Raw genomic sequence first — 19,529 nt, 5'->3', positions numbered from 1 at the left:
GGGTAATAGCCTTGGGCTGAGATGACAACAACAGGAGGTTTAATTTTGACGAAGTTAAAAATCGGGATTAATGGATTTGGTCGGATCGGGCGACTTGTACTTCGTGCTGGCCTCAATAACCCAAACATTGAGTTTGTGGGCATTAACGACCTAGTACCACCAGATAATCTCGCTTACCTATTAAAGTACGACTCTACCCACGGTAGGTTAAACAACAAAATAGAAGCTAAGGAAGACGGCATCCTCATTGATGGACACTTGGTTCCTTGCGTGTCGGTAAGGAATCCGGCAGAACTACCTTGGGGTAAATTAGGCGCAGATTATATCGTGGAATCTACAGGGCTGTTCACCGACTATCAAGGAGCCGAAAACCATCTCAAGGCTGGTGCAAAGCGTGTAATCATTTCTGCGCCCACCAAAGAGCCAGATAAGGTGAAAACTTTGCTCATGGGTGTTAACCATCACCTATTTGACCCAGCGAAGGATTTGATTGTTTCTAATGCTAGCTGTACCACAAACTGTCTGGCTCCCATAGCTAAGGTGATCAACGACAACTTTGGCTTAACCGAAGGGTTAATGACCACAGTTCACGCGATGACTGCCACCCAGCCAACCGTAGATGGACCCAGCAAGAAAGACTGGCGGGGCGGTCGGGGTGCATCTCAGAATATCATTCCCTCTTCTACAGGTGCAGCGAAAGCCGTGGCATTGGTTTTACCAGAGTTGAAGGGAAAGTTGACTGGTATGGCCTTTCGAGTTCCTACTCCCGATGTCTCGGTGGTTGATTTAACTTTCAAAACTGCTAAAGCTACCAGTTACAAAGAAATCTGTGCTGCTATGAAGCAGGCGGCGTCAGGCTCGTTAGCAGGTATCTTGGGCTATACCGACGAAGAGGTGGTATCTACTGATTTTCAGGGCGATACCCACTCGAGTATTTTCGACGCAGGTGCTGGCATTGAACTGAATGCCAACTTCTTCAAGGTGGTTGCTTGGTATGACAACGAGTGGGGCTACTCCAATCGCGTAGTTGACTTGGTGTTGTCGATGGCACAGAAAGAAAAACTGTATTAGTCCCTGGTCAGTAGTCAGTGGTCAAATGATCACTGACTGTTGCCTCGATATTGATCACAGGCTTGCCGGGGTGCGTTCCGTTGTCGTTACTCCCTACGCCTTATGCGTCGAACCAAAATTATCAAAAGTGTAAACTAAACACCGTTGTTGAGATGAATCTGGTCAACCAGGGGGATAAGGTGGTAATTACCTCCGGCGTCCCAGTTGGTAAGTCAGGAACAACAAGTTTAATTAAAGTGCATTCTATCGGACAGCCAATTACAGCAGAGCACACCTAAAATAAGGCTGAGGCTGAAGAGGGCACGCAAACTTAGGCAGCGGTGAGTATAATTTGCCAGAATTGAAAATTCATGAACCGCAAAGAAACAAGAGGGGAATAGGTACGCCCTCAGCAAATCAAATTCACGGAGAATTATAATATGTCTAAGAATTTACTGGAACAATTGCGGCAAGTAACCGTTGTGGTGTCAGACACAGGCGATATTCAAGCAATTGAGCAGTTTAAGCCCCAAGATGCTACTACTAATCCTTCCCTGATTACTGCTGCGGCGCAAATGCCGGAATATCAGGGAATTGTTGATCAAACATTACTTCAGGCTAAAAAGGATGCTGGAGCCGGAGCAAGCCAAGCACAAATAGTTTCTCTGGCTTTTGACCGTCTGGCAGTTTCTTTTGGGTTGAAGATTTTGCAAATCATCCCCGGTCGCGTTTCTACGGAAGTCGATGCCCGTTTATCATACGATACGGAAGCGACTGTAGCTAAGGCGCGAGATTTGATTGCCCAGTACAAAGCTGCTGGAATTTCCCCAAATCGAGTGCTGATTAAAATAGCTGCTACTTGGGAAGGGATTTGTGCGGCGGAAATTCTGGAAAAAGAAGGTATTCACTGCAACCTGACTCTTTTGTTTGGACTTCACCAAGCGATCGCCTGCGCGGAAGCTGGTATCACTCTAATTTCTCCTTTCGTCGGTCGGATTCTCGACTGGTACAAGAAAGACACCGGAAAGGATTACACGGCTACGGAAGACCCAGGCGTGTTGTCAGTGACTAAAATCTATAACTACTACAAGAAATTCGGCTATAAAACCGAAGTTATGGGAGCTAGCTTCCGCAACATTGGCGAAATTACCGAACTTGCTGGTTGTGACTTGCTGACTATTTCTCCGGGGCTGTTGACCGAATTGAAGTCAACTGTGGGCGAACTACCACGCAAACTTGACCCCGCTAAGGTAGCAAGCTTGTCTATTGAAAAAATCTCCGTTGATAAAGCTACCTTTGACAAGATGCACGCCGCTGACCGGATGGCATACGACAAACTGGCTGAGGGGATCGACGGCTTTACCAAAGCTCTAGTTGCTCTAGAAAAACTATTGGCAGAGAGACTAGCTCGTCTTGAGGGAGAGAACCTAGTAATAGCTGGTTAAAAATCTGAAAGGTGAAAGTAAAAAGTCAAGGAAATTTCTTTTTACTTTTTACCTTTTACCTATAAATAATAAAATTTTTTGGTTATTTAGATTACTACAATACACATTTACGACGATTCGTCAATATGGCAAACCATAAAAATCCCGTCTCCCCCCACCTCGGTAAGGTTGACTGGGTTGCTCTGGTTGCCTCATCCCTTCGGTGCTTGGATGATGAGGTTTTTGTGCGAATGAGGGGGCAGCCACTGCAATCAATAGTGGCACGGCTAACGCTAGAATTTTCATGATTGATTCCTTGGCTAGGGGTTAATTAGGGGCGATCGCTAAATTCTTGGACGGAACTGCGATCGCTTCTCTCATAATTCAATTATCGCTTTTTGGCGGTTAATCGATATTGATTTCTGGGATGGACGCCACGATCAGAGCGGGGAACACTTCCCACGGTCGGTATTGCAGCGCAGTCTAGGTATCGGAAATCTTGAAATTAGCCCATAGCCTTTAATTATCAAGACGTTACTCATTTCAGGGATCACAAGAAGCAGGAAAATTAGCGTTTTCAGGATACTTTATCCCCAAATTGGCAAGGCGTACTTGCTAGGCGATAGCTTAGGATAGTACATCTATACCTAGAAAAGAAATCCTCCACCCCTCTAAGCTGTGGGAGCAAATTTTCCACTTTTGCTTGTAATTCCTCGTCTCAAACCAGTTCAGACAGGGCAATAGTCACTTTAATATGAGAAGTCGTTGCCATTCTGAAGCGTCCAAATACTGTCAACAATCTGTTTGATCAAGTGTAATCAAGAACCAGCTAAAAAATTAGTAACACTAGGCACAAATAGAATTTACTTAAAGATTAAGTAAAATACCAGACTTTTCACACCAGCACAATACCTTCGCAACAAAAGCATCAAAAATAATATCTACACTATTAGTAACTCTAAATATCCTTCCAGACAGCAATGCAAAACCAACCACGGGACGGAGAAAATTTATCAAACAGCACTTCATCCAACATCGCTAACACCAAAAGCCATGATTATGCACCCTGGAAAAAGGCAGCCGCCTCTCTATCGTTGGTGTTGCTGGGATCGGGTATGACCTTGTCTGGTGGCTATCTAGCTGGTCACAAACAGCAGATATCTGAGAACGCATCTAGCTTGGCAGTGAGTCGAGTAAATGCTGCCCCCCCAATCACAGCCGCCACAGATCCCAACTTTATTACCCAGGTTGTACAAAGAGTCGGGCCCTCTGTAGTGCGGATTGATTCTTCCCGCACCGTCAAAACCCAGTTACCAGATGAATTTAACGATCCGTTGTTCCGCCGCTTCTTTGGCTCCCAACTACCTTCCCCAGGACAAAATCGGGTGCAACGGGGTTCAGGATCAGGTTTTATTATTGGTGGTGATGGTCGGATTCTCACGAATGCTCACGTAGTTGATGGTGCTGATACGGTGACAGTAACCCTTAAGGATGGGCGCAGCTTTAAAGGTAAGGTGCTGGGGAAAGACGAGTTAACAGATGTGGCGGTGGTGAAGATTCAGGCAGACAATCTGCCAACAGTTAGCTTGGGTAATTCCGACCAACTGCAACCAGGACAATGGGCGATCGCGATCGGCAACCCTCTCGGTCTAGATAATTCCGTAACTACAGGCATTATCAGCGCCACCGGACGCACTAGCAATCAAATTGGCGCACCCGATAAGCGAGTTGAATATATTCAAACCGACGCAGCCATTAATCCCGGTAATTCCGGCGGACCCTTACTCAATGCCCGTGGCGAGGTAATTGGCATGAATACAGCCATCATCCAAGGGGCCCAAGGATTAGGCTTTGCTATTCCCATCAACACAGCGCAGCGCATTTCCACTCAACTAATATCTACAGGTAAAGTCCAACATCCTTATTTGGGAATTCAGATGGTGGGGTTAACACCTGAGTTAAAGCAAAACATCAACTCAGACCCCAACAGTGGATTGAGTGTGAATGAAGATAAAGGTGTGTTAGTTGTGAAAGTTGTGCCCAATTCCCCAGCTGCTAAAGCAGGAGTACGTGCTGGTGACGTTATCCAGAAGCTCAACGGTCAATCAGTCGCAGATGCCGCTAGTGTTCAAAAGGCAGTAGAAAATAGCCAAGTCGGGGGAGATTTGCGCCTAGAGTTGCGTCGCAATGGGCAGAATATTAACTTAGCTGTGCAACCTGGTGCTTTCCCCACGCGAGTGCAATAAGTTTTTTACTTTTAATTTCTGTAGTTGCATTTCATGGGATGGGTATCTTAACCTATCCCTATTTTTTGCATTGTAATTCAAGTCTAATCTAGAATTTGGAACCGCAAGTGGACGCAGATAATCTTTAATTTTTAATTTTTAATTTTTAATTCCCCGTTCGCCTTTGGCGTCCCGTAGGGAAGGGGTTGACCACTATAGTTATGCTATCAAACAATTTGCCAACAAGGTGGTAAGACGATATTGTTTTCTACAAGGTGAAGAGGTAGATGCAATTTTATCCCTGGATAGAATCGATTTTCTTTCTTTTATTGGGTGAGATTTATGACTGGGGAAATTTTGAATTGATTGAGGAATAGCAATACCTCAGCGTTTCAGTAATTTTACTAATTGAAAATGGCATCTTTCAGGCATCTATTCCAACAAAAAAATCCTCCCATCATGAGGCATAAGGACAAAGTAAATCGTAATAGCACAACCAATTTACATGCCAATAACTCAAATAGTAGGAAATACTAAAAGCAAATATTGTCAAGAGAACAGGAATCACAGTATTAAACTCCAGCCTTCGCTGCTGAAATATTTCCAAACAAGAAATGGGAATAATTAATGGCCAGAAAATAGTAGTTATCAAAAACATCACAAAAGATAAAAATGTATCTTCTGGAGAAGATAAAGGGTGACTGATAGTAAACTTTAACCAGGTGCTAAAAAAATAGCATGTCATGAGCAGGTAACTAATTACTAAAGCCAATTGGATCTGACTCACTGTTAGCACTCCTTAAGTTATGTGAGATTCAGCAAAAATCATTTGCATGAAGTTATTACTATAGTTGGTTCAATGGAGATGCAGATAATTGAACAGCAACTTTCAGAGTTAATAACTCTAATGCCAGCTAGACGTCTCTCAATGAGATAAATCTTAATCGAATTCTGAAAACACAGTAATCAGTACACCCCAATTTCAAATAGAAATGCATAGGCTGGCAATTATACTTGTCAATTTCAGCAATTCTGCCCCTGGTATAGCATAGATCTTAAAACATTGGCAAATAAAATGCAGCCTATGTTACATACAGCATTAAAGGTAGTGTAAAAAGTATATGTAGAGAAAGTAAAATAACTGTGAATTATCCAAATGTGCTCAATCTCGTTGGGTTTGCGATCTGGTCATCTCAAGACTTACTAGTACAGCACGGCGCAAATAAACAGACCATTCCAAATTAACAAAACGCTTACGCTGTAATCATTTTGAATTTTGAATTTTGTATCCCTTACGGGAGCCGTAGGCTCTATTTTGAATTCTGCCTTGCGGTACTAGCCTATAAAAACTAGCATGGGGGAAGTCAACGTTATTACTGCCATGTTCAACAGTAGACATTCCACAACATCGATATTTGCTTAGTCTTGAGAATTATTTTGCAGAAACAGGTAGGTGATCGCAGCGTAACCAGAAGTTGTAAGTAAACTGACCAATCATGCAACGAGTAGATAAGCTAATCATGCGGTCAATTTCCTCACCCTTAGCTGTCAGCATCAAAATATAGGGATCTTTTACACCTGGTTTCTGGCGAATTCTGGCGCAAACTTCTAGCCCATCCAAACCGGAAAGTATTAAATCTAGGATAATTAAATCTGGTGGTTGCTCCTGAAATAACCGTAAAGAGTTGATCCCATCACGGCTAATGCGATAGGAAAATCCTTCTTTTTCTCAAGAAAGTTGGATTAAATGACCAATTTCTGGTTCATCTTCAACTATTAAAATATCCATCTTGATCAGGGTTAAACAAAAAATGTAGGATCATTTTCTGGCTTGTTATTTTACTCCAGAAAGCTACTACAGGTCTTGTAGTAATTCAGTGTAGACTTTGATGGATTTGAGATTTGAATTTAAAAGCTAGAGTTGGACGGCGTGCGATAACTATAGCCGACATGGGAATCTTTTTGAATGTGTTGTTTAATACTGTCAAAGTCAATGAAGTAGTCAGCAACATCAATTAGGCTGTCACTGGTGATTGTTCGCAGACTTACCACTTCCACGCGAGATCCCAACCTGCTAACAGCATTCACCGCATAGGCTAAGTCTCCATCCCCACTGACTAAGACAGCAGTATCATAGTAGGGAGCTAAAGTGATCATATCTACAGCTATTTCAACATTCAAATTTGGTTTTTTAAAATTCTCTGCAACTGGCACTATATCTTTGGTAACTACACGATAGCCATTCCGACGCATCCACAATAGAAAACCCTGTTGTTTTTCATTACTGCTATCAACTCCAGTGTAGAAAAAAGCACGTAACAGCCGCGAACCATTAGTTAAACGACATAGCAATTTAACATAGTCAATTTCCATGCCGAGTTGTAAGGCTGTATGAAAGAGGTTTATACCATCAATAAAAATTGCCACTCTACCGCGATTTAAGCCATCGAAAATAGCACTGTCATTTACAGTTTCTTGAATTTTAGTTTCTCGCCCTTTGACACTAGGATTTGTCAATGCTGGCCCTTGCCAATGGGGTTTCTCCCTAAGTTCTTTATATTCATTTGTTTTTATGCTAAGGTTAGTAATACTCATTGATACCTCTGGATGTTAAATTTAGGAAAGCTTTTGGTTAAATTGGCAATAAATAGTCGGTGCTGATTTATAACCGTAGCAGGAAATGGTATTAATACACTAGATGCAAATAATCTTAACTAGATGAGACTGTGCAGAATTCCAAATCTGGTGGTTAATGGGTTCCCTCGTCTAGCCAGAGTGGATTTAACGATATAGCCCCTATACCTAAGTCAGATGCTGATCTCTACCCGCATCTACTATACGCAAAAAGCAAGTGTTTGGACAATAACAGCTTCCAAGTTGAACTGATAATGCAATTGTCTGCGGTACACCGATGCGATTGGTTGCGCCAGTGCCGCCGGAGGCAATCGCCATTTTCCCACCGCTAACATCGTCAAATCCGAACTGGGAAAAAAATGAGGGTAACCCTGGCAAATCCCAGAATTACCCCGAATTTGGGTTTTAGATTGCAACTACAAGCATTTATGCGAATGCAGCAGTTTTTACATCGTTATTTCCTAGAATTTCTTGCAATTCTTCGGCGTCTACGGTTTCTTTGTCAACCAGCATTTGCGCGATTTGATCGAGAATGTGGCGGTTGTTAACCAACACTTCTTTAGCGCGTGTGTAGGCTACCCGCACTAGTTTGTCTACTTCATCATCAATTGCGGCTGCGGTTTCTTCTGAGAAATCACGCTCTGACATAATATCGCGACCGAGGAACATATTGCCTTGCTGACGACCAAGGGCGACTGGTCCCAAGCGATCGCTCATCCCAAAACGAGTGATCATCTGTCTAGCAACTCGCGCTACCTGTTGCAAGTCGTTGGAAGCGCCGGTGGTAACTTCTTCGTCACCAAAGATTAATTCTTCAGCAATGCGACCACCTAAAGCCACTGCCATTTGATTTTCCAGATAAGCGCGGCTGTATAAACCGGTATCCATTCGGTCTTCGCTGGGGGTAAACCAAGTTAAACCACCTGCGCGACCACGAGGAATAATGCTAATCTTTTGCACTGGGTCATAGTCGGGCATCAACGCACCAACTAAGGCGTGACCAGCTTCGTGGTATGCCACCAGGGTTTTGCGCTTTTCGCTCATTACCCGGTCTTTCTTCTCTGGCCCAGCTAGTACGCGGTCGATGGCGTCGTTGATTTCGTCCATCGAAATTTCGGTCAAGTTACGCCGTGCTGCCAAAATTGCGGCTTCATTCAGCAGGTTGGATAAATCTGCGCCGGTAAAACCAGGGGTGCGTCGGGCGATTTTATCCAAGTCCACATCTTTGGCTAAGGTTTTGCCACGGGCATGAACTTTGAGAATTTCGCTGCGTCCGGCATAGTCAGGACGGTCTACCACGACTTGACGATCAAAGCGACCAGGACGTAACAAAGCTGCATCTAGAACGTCAGGACGGTTGGTGGCGGCGATGATGATGATGCCGGTGTTACCTTCAAAGCCGTCCATTTCTGTGAGCAACTGGTTGAGGGTTTGTTCCCGCTCATCGTTACCACCGCCTAAACCTGCACCCCGCTGACGTCCTACGGCGTCAATTTCATCGATGAAGACGATGCAGGGAGCATTGGACTTAGCTTGCTCAAACAAATCGCGGACGCGGGATGCACCCACACCCACGAACATTTCGACAAATTCTGAACCAGAGATAGAGAAGAAGGGCACACCTGCTTCCCCAGCTACAGCACGAGCTAGGAGGGTTTTACCAGTACCGGGAGGTCCAACTAGCAGTACACCTTTAGGAATTTTTGCGCCCACTGCGGTAAAGCGATCGGCGTTTTTCAGAAAGTCTACAACTTCGTTTAGTTCCAGCTTGGCTTGGTCGATGCCAGCGACATCACCAAAGGTCACCTGGGTTTGTGGCTCCATTTGCACTCTAGCTCTAGACTTGCCAAAGTTCATGGCTTGGCTGCCTGGCCCATTTTGAGCGCGGCGGAGCAAGAAAAATAAGCCTACAAGAAGCAATACTGGGAAAAATAAGCTGCTGAGTGCCTTAACCCAAAATCCTTCGTCGGTTTGTGGCAATACAGAAATATCAACGCCTTTGGTGGTGAGTGTGTTGATCAGGTCAGGGTCGTTGACCAAGGTTACCAGCTTTTTATTGGGGTCATATTTGGGTGTTACCAGTGCTGTAGAACGGTCTGAACTCAGACTGACTTTTTCAACTCTGCCTTTTTCAACTTCTTGAATAAATTGACTGTATCGCCATGTTTCTCGGCTACTTTGAGGTTTGTCAAAGAATGCTGTGCCTAGGGCAATGACAACAATAAACAGCAGCGCATATAGCCCCGCATTTCTCCATCTTTTATTCACCGAGGTCAATCCTCCCGTATTTTTTGTTTGTTCGCGTAGTGTCTCTAGTCAGAGAGGGCATTATTAAGAATTATGTTAACTTATCTTAAGATATACCAAAATCCCATTCCTGTCATGGTACAAATAACCCTCTAAGTAGCCGAAAACTCGGATGGTAAGGATTATATTGTAGCGACCCTGTTGGCTGCTTAACGGTATGAATGGGGATAATTTCTACCACACTATTAGTGTAGGCGATCGCATCAAACTCCTGGACTAACGCCGCACTCCAAGGTTCCTCCTGCACTGCCAGTTGGTGGTTTTGCAGCCAGTGGATAATTTGCTTTCGCATCACTCCCGGCAAAATCCCCGCAGTTAAGGGCGGTGTCCACCAACTGCCATCCCGCCAGCCCCAAAGGTTACCTGTGCTGGTTTCTAGCCAATTGCCTGCGGTATCCACTAAAATCGCTTCTTGGGCATCTAAGGGTTGGACACTAATTTTTGCTAACCAAGGACTCAGATAGTTACCAGTTTTATGAGAAGGAAGAGAGCGAGCCAATTCTGGTGGAGCTAGGGCGCACATAATACCATTTTTTTGCTGTTCTGTCAAATTTGGGGGAATGAACCTGCCAATTATCCACTCGCGTCCATCTGCAAAGAGGGTGATTCTCAGGACGGGAAAGTGTGCCAACATAATTTGTGCGCCTTGACGGACAAGGTTCCAGTCTGGTTGCTGCCAACCAAAAGTTTGTAAACTAAATTTTAGGCGATCGCAGTGCGCTTGCCAGTTAGTTAAACGACTATCGAGGGAGTTGCCATAAACCCGCAGCGTGGTAAAAATTGTTGCTCCATAAAGTAACCCCGGATCGTAAATATCTAATTCCAGAGTTTGGGACTCGATTAATTTTCCGTTGTACCAAAAAACTTTATTAGTCATTATGCTATGAGTTCTTATGACCTTTTTTGAATTGGAGCGAAGCGACTTGACTCTTGAGAGTTCCTTTGCTCCCATTCAAAATTCAAAATGGATTGACTAACTGATCAATCTTTTGGGGGAAATATAATTTTTGAATTCCCTTCAGGAGTTTGAACTACCTTCCCTCCCAAAACCTCGATTTCGCTGATTGCTCTTTTACGAGTTTTCTCATCAATCTTATTATTTAGAACCATTGCCCAAGTAGAAATTCGCGCAGATTTGCTATCAGGATTGCGCTTCAAAAATTCAGCAGTTTGTTGGGAAAGAAAAGCTGTGTTTCTACTCTCTTCATCAGTAAATTTACTAGACCAATTTGCTGCCTTAGTAAATGATTCTTGGGCGGCTTGAGCATTGCCTAAAAATAATAACTCATCAATTGCTTTATAACGCCATACATAATAAGACTTCTCAGGAATCCCAGGAGATAGTGATTTTAAACCTTCTTCCATTATTGCTATAGACCGTTCTGGCATACCAGCATATAACGAAGTACTGGCAGAAAGATTAATATAAGCTTCTAAAAATCGTGGGTCACGAGTTAATATAACTTCAAAGTATTCTGGACTTAGGCTGTAACCTGTTTTTTCACGGACTTCATCATCACCGAAGTATTGTAAAAAATTAATAAATGTCCAATCTGCAATGAAATTATCATAACCAAAACTGGGCAGTTTTTTGAGTAAATTGAGATGCAGATTCTCAGATTCAATATCTTTTTCTAGAGTTTCTAAAGATGCAGATTGTTTACCAGTTAAGAGTTTTTCCAGTCGGGGTAATTGTATTAAACCAACTCCCAAAATACACAAACAGAATATTACTGGTGTAACCAACCCTTGACGAGATACCAACATATTTTGTTAAACTTTATAAAATAGATGTATATTATACAATATAATCAATATAGCTTACTTGTCCAGAACATTTCCTAGCATATATATTGCCATTTTAATGTTTGATAAAGGCGTCTGCATTTCCTGAGAGATGGGCAGCAAAAAATCATCTTTCAACTGTTTTAATTTTTGGAGTTCTGCCATTTGAATTTCCAGTTGACGGGCGCGTTCAGCGGCGCGATTTTCATCTTCAGTTAGCCGACGTTGGGTGTCGTCTCGGAAAAGCATTATGGCTCCTGTAATTAGATTGCTCTTGTCTATTAGAGGAGTAGCGCTATGAGCAACTGGAGTTTTTGTTCCATCTCTAGCAACAAGTAGGCAGCGTTTGCCTTGACAGATAGTGGTTTCTTTTTGGAAAGCTAAGATGATGGGATTATCTGCTCTCATCTGAGTTTGTTCATCAATGAAGTTGAAGAGGTCATCGGTTAATATTTGGTCTTTCACTTCATCTAATCGCCACCCTGTTAGCGCTTCAGCTACCCGATTCAGGTACTTGACGCGCAACTGACTATCAACTATGACCACTCCGTCCCCCATTCCTCTCAGGACAGAACTCAAGAATTGCTCACGTTCATAGCGGTTGAGTGCTGTTTGAATAGCGACATAGAGTTCTTGTTCCTTGATGGGTTTGAGGATGTACCCAAAGGGTAAGGTTAGCGTTGCCCGCTCTACAGTACTCTTATCAGAATGTCCTGTGATGTAGATAATGGGGATTTGGAGCCGATTCCAGATTTGCTCTGCTGCCTGGATACCGTCCATCTCGCCCCGCAGCCGGATGTCCATCAAAATCAAGTCTGGGAGCAGTTCAGTTGCTTTCTCAATTGCTGCTTCCCCAGAATCTACGATATCGATAACTGTGTAGCCTAAGGTCTCTAAACTTTCTTGTAGGTTTACAGCCAGGATAAACTCATCTTCAACAATTAGGAGCCGAACTATCTTTAGTATGTGCGTGTTTGATGAAATGCCCATGATATAGCTGATGATTGTTACTTTAGTCCAACAAAAAACTCAAGAAATCGCTGAATTAGGCAGCGACTAAACTAACTAAAAAATGGCAAGAATCATTGATGATGCCAAGTAACTTGAGAAAGGGCCTATTTAAAATATCCGGAACGAAGGTTGGAGAAGAGTTTGCTTGATCTTACTCTAATCAAAGTACAATACGGCAGGATGTTCATACCCTGTTTTTGGTGAAAGTAATTTTGAACTCTGTTCCCTCCTGACGGTTAATCTCGATTATGCCCCTTAGCTGCTTGACTAAACCCTGAACAAGGGTTATACCAAGTGTTTTAGCCTTTTTGCTATCAAAGTCTTCAGGTAGCCCAACACCATTATCTCGAATAATGAGTTTCAAAGTGCGATCGCATTCTTGATAGAACCTGACTTGAATTTTACCTTCACAATTACTAGGAAAAGCGTATTTTAAAGCATTGGAAACCAGTTCATTGATAATCAAGCCACAAGGAATAGCGGTTTCAATGTCTAGGCTAGCATGATCAACTTGAATATTCAGTTGGATCAGGCTATTACTGACATTATAGGAATCAAATAAATGAGTTGTTAAATCGGGAATATATTGTGCGAAATCAATATCAGAAAGTTCGTCAGAACGATAGAGTTTTTCATGAACCAGGGCAATTGAGGAAATTCGGTTTTGGCTATCGCGCAGGATGGCATTTGCTTGAGGATCTTGTGTACGTCTGTACTGCATCTGCAACAAACTGCTAACAATTCCTAAGTTGTTCTTAACGCGATGATGAATTTCCTTGAGTAATACTTCCTTTTCTTTGAGAGATGCTTTAATTTTTTCCTCTGCTTGCTTGTGTTCGGTGATGTCTTGTTGGACAGCTACAAGGACGGTGCCATACTCAGTATGCTCAAAAACGGATGTGGTCGCACTACACCAGAAGGGAGTGCCATCTTTCTTAATATTGTGGATTTCATAGGTTGCCTCACCTTTTTGGGTAACGGCAGATGCGATCGCTTGGTGAACTGCTTCAGGATTAATATTTTCGTTGGTATAGTTGACGATAGATATATGCTGACCGACTAATTCATGAGAGTCATAGCCGAACATTTGCTCGAATTTAGGGTTGGTATAGACAATCATGCCATCAGCGCGGCGAACAAGGCAAATGCCCTCTGCCATGTTCCGGGTAATCACTGCTTGCAGATCTAACATCTGTTCAGCGCGGTTGCGATCGGTGATATCTCTAATGCTCAGTACGACGCCTGAGATGGTTTGATCTACTTCTAAATACGGTGCATAGGTAACACTCAAAAATTTAGCTTCTTTGTCTGGATTGTCAAACCACATTTCGTACTGAATCTTCTGTCCAGCCAAACACTGATCGAAGCGAGGTTTGATCACCTGCTCAAATACCTCCTGTCCCAGAATGTCACTCATAGAATAGCCGACAATTTCGTCACGAGATTTGTGACGCCAGGTCTGATACGCCTGATTAACGACCTGATAAATGTAGTTGCGATTAACCAGTGCCATCCCGTCCATCGTTGTGGAGACAATTCGCTCATATCTCCGTAGTGATGCTTCTGTCAGTTTCCGTTCGCTAACATCAATGATCACACCCAGCATCCGGACTGGGTCATTTACTTCGTTGTAAATCCCTTGTCCTTTGCCAATGAGCCAGTGAATCTTGCCATTGGGATGAATCACCCGATATTCAGCTTCATAGTTAGTATGCTGTGCCAGGGCGTTTAATAAAGCCTGTTCAACTCGGTCAACATCCTCTGGATGAATAGAATTGAGCCATAGCTGATACATATCTGTTGAGGTTTCTGGTACTAACCCTAGCAAGCGATAATGGTTGTCGTTCCAGATGACTTCACCTGTTTGAACATTCCAGTCCCAGATACCGATGTGGGTAAATTCCAAGGTTAATCTCAGTTGCTCTTCACTTCTGGCTAAGGCTGCTTCTGCCTGTTGGTGCTCTTCTTCGACACGCTTACGGGCGGTGATATCCTTGACTCGTAACAAATTCATCGCCTGACCAGCAACCTTAATTTGCTTAATGGCGATGCTTCCCCAAAAGGAATTACCCTGCTTGGTGAGGTATTCGATTTCTCGACTCCAAAGCCTTTGCTGCTGAGTTGCTTCTATAATGGTGGCTAACTCATCGGGGGTGAATGGTAGTTTATGTAGAGTTGAACCCACAATATTAATCAGTTCAGCTTTGCTAGCAGCTTCAAATAGTTCCACTGCCCGATCATTGCAGTCAGTGGTGACTAATGTTTTTGTATCCGCCAGAAACAGAGCATCAGCAGATTCGTTATAGACGGCTTCTAGCAGGTCGCGGCTGTGGATGATTTCTAACTCGGTTTGTTTGCGCTCTGTAATATCCAGAATAGCTCCCAACAGCTTAACTGCTTGCCCTTGAGCGTCCTTAGCTATCTCTGCTTTGGACTCAATGTAGCGCACAGAGCCATCGGGTCGAACTACTCGATATTCAATATTGTAAGGAGTTCCGTCAGCGATCGCTAATTCCAGGTAGGTCTGTAACGGTGAACGATCATCTGGGTGAACCATCTGGAGAAATTCAGCTTGGGTTGGTTCTGGTTGAGTCGGATTTAGACCAAAGATGCGAAAGGTTTCGGTTGACCAGGTGCGCTGCTGAGTTTCCAAGTTCCATTCCCAACTGCCGATATGGGCGATCTGTTGAGCAGAAGCTAGCTGGGCTTCACGCTGGCGGAGTTTTTCTTCAGCCTTTTGCCGTTCGCGTAGGGCGGTTTGCCGTTCGGTGATGTCTTGGGCAGTTCCATAGAGACGAATCACTTTTCCCTCGGCGTTGAATTCTGCATATCCAATGCCCTCGAAATAGCGATCAGAAGCATCAGGCTGAGGCACACGGAGAACCTGTTTGTAGGACTCACCAGTGGCGATCGCGATCTCGACGGCTTGGGCTAATTTTTGCCGATCCTCTGGGTGGTACAACCCAAGATTTTCCTCATAGTTCGGCTCCCCTAGGGCTAAATCTCGGTTGAAGAGGTCGAATAGCTTCTTTGACCAGCTAATTTTGCCAGTGGTCAGGTCAAACTCCCAGTTACCAAGACGAGCGACTCGCTGGGATTCTTCTAGCAGGGCTTCACTTTTACGTAGTGTCTCTTCAGTGCGCTTGAGGTCGGTTACATCTACAACTAGCCCATTCCAAGCTACACGACCATCATGTAACTTTTGCGGGGTGGAACGAAAATGGAACCATTTAAGCTGACCACTGGGTGTTCGGATTCGCAGTTGAATATCAAATACAGATAGATGACGGTGGGACTGATCAACGGCTGCCTGTAAGCGGAGTGAGTCCTCTGGGATAAACTGGCGATAAAGTAGAGTTGAATCTCTAAGTGCCTCTTGGGCGCTGACTTCCATTAATCTTTCAATCCCAGCACTGAGGTAGGTGAAGCTATCACACCCATCCAGTTCACGGATCACCTGATAAACTGCGCCATTGGGTAGGTTATCACCAATTACCCGCAACATCGCTTCCCGCTCTTGTAAGGCTAGTTCTGCCCGTTTGCGTTCGCTGATATCTGTGACTCGTACCAAATTCATCACCTGACCGGCAACCTGGATTTGCTTGATTGCTAAATTTCCCCAAAAGCAATTGCCCTGCTTGGTAATATATTCAATTTCTCGACTCCAAAACCCTTGCCGATTAATTGCTTCCACAATGGTGGCTAACTCATCAGGGGTGAAAGGTTGTTTTTGCAGGCTTTGACCCTCAATATTAATCAGTTCAGCTTTGCTAGAGGCGGCAAATAGTTCCACGGCGCGATGATTGCAATCAGTGGTCAGCAATGTTTCTCTATCCACTAGAAAAATCGCATCAGCAGATTGGTTAAAAATAGCTTGTTGTAAGTCTCGGCTGGGAATGAGTTCTAACTTGTCGGCTGTTTTACTTTGGCGCAGTGCAGCTTGTTGTTCGATCTTTAACAGACGCAATTTAGGAAGATTCATTTGCGTGATTACTCTGTGGCATTTGTTTCTTTTGTAACTTATATTGTTAGTTTTTTAACAGTTGCCAACATTGTTGCGCGATCGCCCAATCTTCTTGCGTCTGAATCACTAATACATCCACTGCTGAGTCGGGTGTGGCAATATTCTCATCCATCGGCTGCTGCTGATTTTTCAGAGAATCTATGTTTAACCCCAGAAATCCCAAACCTTCACAGACAGCTTGGCGAATTCCTGGAGATTTTTCGCCCACACCTGCGGTAAAAACTAAGGCATCCAATCCCCCCAGGCTGGTAAGCATCGCCCCAATACCAGCCCGCAAGCGATGCACATACATATCCCAAGCCAGTTGAGCGCGTTCATTACCTTGTGCGATCGCCTCTATGACTGAGGGTAAATCGCTAGATACCCCCGAAATTCCCCGTAATCCTGAGGCTTTATTTAAAACATTATCTAACTCTTCAATCGAGTAATGAGATTCCCGCAACAGGTAAATTAAAATCCCCGGATCAATTGAGCCGCAACGACTACCCATCATCAAACCATCAAGGGGCGTGAATCCCATAGTGGTGTCAATACTGAGACCATTTTTAACTGCTGCCAAAGAGCAACCGTTGCCCAGATGGCAGGTAATTATCCGCAAAGATGATAAATCTCGACCGAGGATTTGCGCCGCACGGGCCGATACGTATTGGTGACTGATGCCATGAAAGCCATAACGGCGGATACCTTGTTTAAGCCATTCATAAGGGCCGGGATAGATTGCTGCTGCATCGGGTAAAGTGGCATGAAATCCCGTATCAAATACTGCCACTTGGGTGATATCTCCCAAGCTTTCTTCAATGGCTTCTATCCCTTCTAAGGCGGCGGGGTTGTGTATGGGAGCTAAACTAGAATATTGTGCGATCGCCTTTAAGACATCTTCTGTAACTATCACAGGATGGCGGTAATCTTGTCCACCATGCACCACACGATGTCCCACAACATCAATTTCCGACACTTGATTAATGACTTTGGTAGCACCGCGACTGAGAGCGTAAAGCATATATGCGACGTGTGCTTGTCGAGAGTCACCATAGATGGTTTCTTGCAGCGTTTCACCCGTGGCGGTTCTCACCTTAATTTCTGCCCCACCCCGGTCTTGAGTCCAGGTGACTTTTCCCGACCATAGAGGCTGGAGTGCTTGATTAGGAAGAGCCTCATCTGCAATTTCATACAGACAACTTTTCTGACTACTTGATCCGGCATTTAATACAAGTATTTTCATAGAGGATAAAGTATAACGAAATTGCCAGTTTTCTTATGTTATTACATTAATTTACTTGCCTCACGGCGACTTAAGTCGCCGTGAATTGTTCATTAATCAACAAACTTAGGTCGTGCTTGTTGATTAATCAGCATCTTTTCCGCTAAAACAGCCCAATTTTCCTGCTCAATCAGGTGAATAAGTTCGTCGAGGTTGTGGCGATATTGTTGCAGTGAAACCAGTAATGCTTGGCGATTATATTGGGCCATCATCAGCCCCAATTCTGGATTTCCACCACCGACACGACTGGTATCGCGAAAGCCTGAACTGGCTAGATTTTGGGCTAATTGCAAAACGTCGGCATCAGTTTCACTCAAACAAGCCGCAATCAACGAACCGCTAACCATTACGGGTAAATGGGAGATCCAACTCACAGCGCGGTCATGTTGCTCTGGGCGACAATGGTAGATAGTTGCACCAAGCGATCGCACAATTTTTTCTACTACCTGAATAGCGATGCTGGGTGTTGTTGCTATCGGTGTGAGGACATAAGGCCGATCCACAAATAAATTCCGCTGCGCTGCTTCTATACCACTATCGGCTGTTCCCGCCATTGGATGACCGCCGATAAAATGATCCCACAGGGGAGCTATTGCTTCGACTATGGGTGCTTTCACCGAACCGACATCAGTCACCACTGTACCGGGAGACAAATGAGCGATCAATTGTTCAACTTGGGGAACAATCAGCCCTATAGGCGTGCAAATAAATACCACCTCTGCATCTGCCAATAGGCTGAGTTCAACTGATGCCTGATCCACATTACCGAGTGCGATCGCTTTTTCGCAGGTTGATTGCCGACGACTCACTCCGAGAACATCATGTCCTAGCGATCGCAAATCAAAACCCAAGGAGCCGCCTATCAGTCCCAAACCGACAATCCCAATTTTCATTTTTGACATACTATTGTTTATTTATTTTCTGCATACTTTACCAACTATTAAAATTGCCATCTGAGGAGTCGGATTCATGGACTTTAGAGGAATTGCTAGCACAATATGCGGCAGGAGTCTTAGACTTTAGAGGCGTTAACCTCTCGGTTTGGTTTAAAAACTGAAGGTATGACCTGCGAATGGGTTGATCTCTCTCCCACAGGCGATCGCTCCATCATCCAAAAGTTTGATGCTGAAGACTCACGGGACTTTTTTAATGCCACCCCGCCGACAATCCGGATTGTGATTGATGCGCCTCTAGAACACGAAGCCAACTTTGCCCTCGCCGGCGCTGATTACCAAATTGCTCAAGAATACCAACTGCTGAAACAACCCCCAAGCATAGAAAGTGGGCGACGCCGGACTGTGTTCACAGTCCGAGTAGATAACGACGAAGCTTTATTACCCACAGCTTACGTGGCCATTCTGCCCTTTCAAGATGCGATCGCCACCCAAAACAATATTTATGCGATCGCCGAAATAATTAAAAGCCAAGTTATTACTCCCCAAGATATAAAATCACCCCATCTGGTGGAACAATTAACCCGGCTAATAGAAGAAGCTATGAATAAAGCCACAATCATTAAACAAACGAAAAAAAATCTGGAGATAGCAGCCAAATTAAACTTTGTCAAAGTACCTACCCAGACAATCTTAACGAATTCTAGCGCTCACACTTTGATGGTGCATGACAATCCCAACGTTAGAAAGCGATGGATTAATCATTCCAGTCTCGCTCCTTTAGTTTATAATGAGATATCTAGAGAATCCACCAATAACATCATGCCCTCGTTGAATATGATTATAGATTTCGTCAAAGGTTCTCACAATATCAGTCAATAGTAAATCCACAATTAAGCATATTATTTTTCTATA

15 protein-coding genes and 1 pseudogene are annotated in these 19,529 nt (G+C 44.0%); 5 read left to right on the top strand and 11 right to left on the bottom strand.

Annotation, left to right across the window (positions count from 1 at the left end):
* Positions 1 to 45 precede the first annotated feature (45 nt).
* The 3 genes from gap (at position 46) to CYLST_RS16000 (ending at position 2,495) form a co-directional block, all read left to right on the top strand.
* On the top strand, positions 46 to 1,071 hold the full coding sequence (gap, locus tag CYLST_RS16005; protein WP_041233678.1) for a type I glyceraldehyde-3-phosphate dehydrogenase: 1,026 nt from the start codon (positions 46 to 48) through the stop codon (positions 1,069 to 1,071).
* A gap of 50 nt (positions 1,072 to 1,121) precedes the next feature.
* Positions 1,122 to 1,349, top strand: coding sequence for a pyruvate kinase alpha/beta domain-containing protein (locus tag CYLST_RS36365; protein ID WP_342663836.1), 228 nt, complete (start codon positions 1,122 to 1,124; stop codon positions 1,347 to 1,349).
* A gap of 141 nt (positions 1,350 to 1,490) precedes the next feature.
* Complete coding sequence (locus tag CYLST_RS16000; protein WP_015208766.1) at positions 1,491 to 2,495, top strand: transaldolase; 1,005 nt, start codon at positions 1,491 to 1,493, stop codon at positions 2,493 to 2,495.
* A gap of 120 nt (positions 2,496 to 2,615) precedes the next feature.
* Here the strand turns inward: CYLST_RS16000 and CYLST_RS34575 are convergent, their stop codons facing one another.
* Entirely contained in the window at positions 2,616 to 2,780 is a 165-nt protein-coding gene (locus CYLST_RS34575) for a hypothetical protein (protein WP_015208765.1), read from the bottom strand.
* A gap of 674 nt (positions 2,781 to 3,454) precedes the next feature.
* Here CYLST_RS34575 and CYLST_RS15995 point away from each other — a divergent pair.
* Positions 3,455 to 4,720 (top strand): HhoA/HhoB/HtrA family serine endopeptidase, encoded by a 1,266-nt coding sequence (locus CYLST_RS15995; RefSeq protein ID WP_015208764.1) that lies wholly within the window; start codon positions 3,455 to 3,457, stop codon positions 4,718 to 4,720.
* A gap of 1,483 nt (positions 4,721 to 6,203) precedes the next feature.
* Here CYLST_RS15995 and CYLST_RS15985 read toward each other — a convergent pair.
* The 10 genes and pseudogenes from CYLST_RS15985 to CYLST_RS15940 all read right to left on the bottom strand — a co-directional run.
* Positions 6,204 to 6,488: pseudogene (locus CYLST_RS15985) on the bottom strand (response regulator); the annotation flags it as partial.
* 119 nt (positions 6,489 to 6,607) lie between these two features.
* Positions 6,608 to 7,294 carry a LabA-like NYN domain-containing protein gene (locus CYLST_RS15980; protein WP_015208762.1) on the bottom strand — a complete coding sequence of 229 codons (687 nt, stop codon included), beginning with the start codon at positions 7,292 to 7,294 and terminating at the stop codon, positions 6,608 to 6,610.
* Positions 7,295 to 7,501: 207 nt separating this feature from the next.
* Positions 7,502 to 7,651, bottom strand: a complete 150-nt coding sequence (locus tag CYLST_RS34570; RefSeq protein WP_157162592.1) for a hypothetical protein — start codon at positions 7,649 to 7,651, stop codon at positions 7,502 to 7,504.
* A 108-nt stretch (positions 7,652 to 7,759) separates the two neighbouring features.
* Entirely contained in the window at positions 7,760 to 9,601 is a 1,842-nt protein-coding gene (gene ftsH3 / locus CYLST_RS15970; RefSeq protein ID WP_015208761.1) for an ATP-dependent zinc metalloprotease FtsH3, read from the bottom strand.
* Positions 9,602 to 9,713: 112 nt separating this feature from the next.
* The gene (locus CYLST_RS15965; RefSeq protein ID WP_015208760.1) at positions 9,714 to 10,517 is read right to left on the bottom strand and encodes an aminotransferase class IV; all 804 of its coding nucleotides are present in this window, start codon (positions 10,515 to 10,517) and stop codon (positions 9,714 to 9,716) included.
* A 104-nt stretch (positions 10,518 to 10,621) separates the two neighbouring features.
* The gene (locus tag CYLST_RS15960; RefSeq protein WP_015208759.1) at positions 10,622 to 11,407 is read right to left on the bottom strand and encodes a hypothetical protein; all 786 of its coding nucleotides are present in this window, start codon (positions 11,405 to 11,407) and stop codon (positions 10,622 to 10,624) included.
* A gap of 54 nt (positions 11,408 to 11,461) precedes the next feature.
* Positions 11,462 to 12,415: an ATP-binding response regulator gene (locus CYLST_RS15955; RefSeq protein WP_015208758.1), complete on the bottom strand. Its 954-nt coding sequence runs from the start codon at positions 12,413 to 12,415 to the stop codon at positions 11,462 to 11,464.
* Positions 12,416 to 12,620: 205 nt separating this feature from the next.
* Positions 12,621 to 16,418, bottom strand: coding sequence for a PAS domain S-box protein (locus CYLST_RS15950; RefSeq protein ID WP_015208757.1), 3,798 nt, complete (start codon positions 16,416 to 16,418; stop codon positions 12,621 to 12,623).
* Positions 16,419 to 16,464: 46 nt separating this feature from the next.
* Complete coding sequence (locus tag CYLST_RS15945; RefSeq protein WP_015208756.1) at positions 16,465 to 17,682, bottom strand: acetate kinase; 1,218 nt, start codon at positions 17,680 to 17,682, stop codon at positions 16,465 to 16,467.
* Positions 17,683 to 17,774: 92 nt separating this feature from the next.
* Positions 17,775 to 18,614 (bottom strand): prephenate/arogenate dehydrogenase, encoded by an 840-nt coding sequence (locus CYLST_RS15940; protein WP_015208755.1) that lies wholly within the window; start codon positions 18,612 to 18,614, stop codon positions 17,775 to 17,777.
* A gap of 168 nt (positions 18,615 to 18,782) precedes the next feature.
* On the opposite strand from CYLST_RS15940, the gene CYLST_RS15935 reads away from it, so the two are divergent.
* Positions 18,783 to 19,496, top strand: a complete 714-nt coding sequence (locus tag CYLST_RS15935) for a hypothetical protein (RefSeq protein WP_015208754.1) — start codon at positions 18,783 to 18,785, stop codon at positions 19,494 to 19,496.
* Positions 19,497 to 19,529: the final 33 nt, after the last annotated feature.

It is taken from the genome of Cylindrospermum stagnale PCC 7417, from assembly GCF_000317535.1.
Lineage (GTDB): Bacteria > Cyanobacteriota > Cyanobacteriia > Cyanobacteriales > Nostocaceae > Cylindrospermum > Cylindrospermum stagnale.
Note: the sequence above shows the minus strand (reverse complement) of the source record. Positions and strands in the feature narration are given on the sequence as shown.